This window comes from Mesorhizobium sp. M1A.F.Ca.ET.072.01.1.1 (assembly GCF_004023325.1).
Taxonomy (GTDB): domain Bacteria; phylum Pseudomonadota; class Alphaproteobacteria; order Rhizobiales; family Rhizobiaceae; genus Mesorhizobium.
Window position 1 is genome coordinate 1 of sequence record NZ_RZSF01000666.1, and the last position, 974, is coordinate 974.

The following is a 974-nucleotide window of genomic DNA, read 5'->3' on the forward strand; positions in this document are numbered from 1 at the left end:
CGCGCCATCTGGCGCTCCAACGGTCGCGCCCAGGAAATCACCGTCTGGTGCTCCAACGACTATCTCGGCATGGGCCAGAATCCGGACGTCATCGCCGCCTTCCAGAACGCGGCGGGCCGGATGGGCTCGGGCGCCGGCGGCACCCGCAACATTTCTGGCACGTCCAACCCGCTGGTCGAGCTGGAGCATGAGCTCGCCGACCTGCACGACAAGGAGGCGGCGCTGGTCTTCACCTCCGGTTTCGTTTCCAACGAAGCCTCGATTTCGACCATCGCCAGGCTCTTGCCCAACTGCCTGATCATCTCGGACGAGTTGAACCACGCCTCGATGATCGAGGGCGTGCGCCGCTCCGGGGCCGAAAAGAAGATTTTTCGCCACAACGACGTTGCGCATCTGGAAAGCCTGCTGCAGGCGGCAGGACGCGAGCGCGCCAAGCTGATCGTCTTCGAAAGCGTCTATTCGATGGACGGCGACATCGCGCCGATCAAGCAGATCGTCGAGCTCGCCGAGCGCTACAACGCCATGACCTATATCGACGAGGTGCATGCTGTTGGCATGTACGGTGCGCGCGGCGGCGGCATCACCGAGCGCGAGGGTCTTGCCGACCGCATCGACATCATCGAGGGGACGCTGGCCAAGGCCTTCGGCACGCTGGGCGGCTACATCACCGGCACGAGCGCTGTGATCGACGCGGTGCGCTCCTATGCGCCGGGCTTCATCTTCACCACCGCGCTGCCGCCCGCGATCGCGGCGGCCGCCACCACCTCGATCAGGCATTTGAAGCGCTCGCAGGCCGAGCGCGACGCCCAGCAGCGCCAGGCCGCGCGGGCTAAGCAGGTGCTTGCCGCGGCCGGGCTGCCGGTGATGGAATCGGCCACCCATATCGTGCCGGTGCTGGTCGGCGATCCCGAGCTTTGCAAGATGGCGAGCGACCGCCTGCTTGGCGTCCACGGCATCTACATCCAGCCGATCAA

The 974-nt window shown here is 65.8% G+C and carries 1 protein-coding gene; it reads left to right on the forward strand.

The window, feature by feature from the left end; translation table 11 throughout:
* The coding region (hemA, locus tag EOA32_RS37410) for a 5-aminolevulinate synthase (protein ID WP_128374323.1) at positions 1-974 on the forward strand (974 nt) is incomplete at both ends.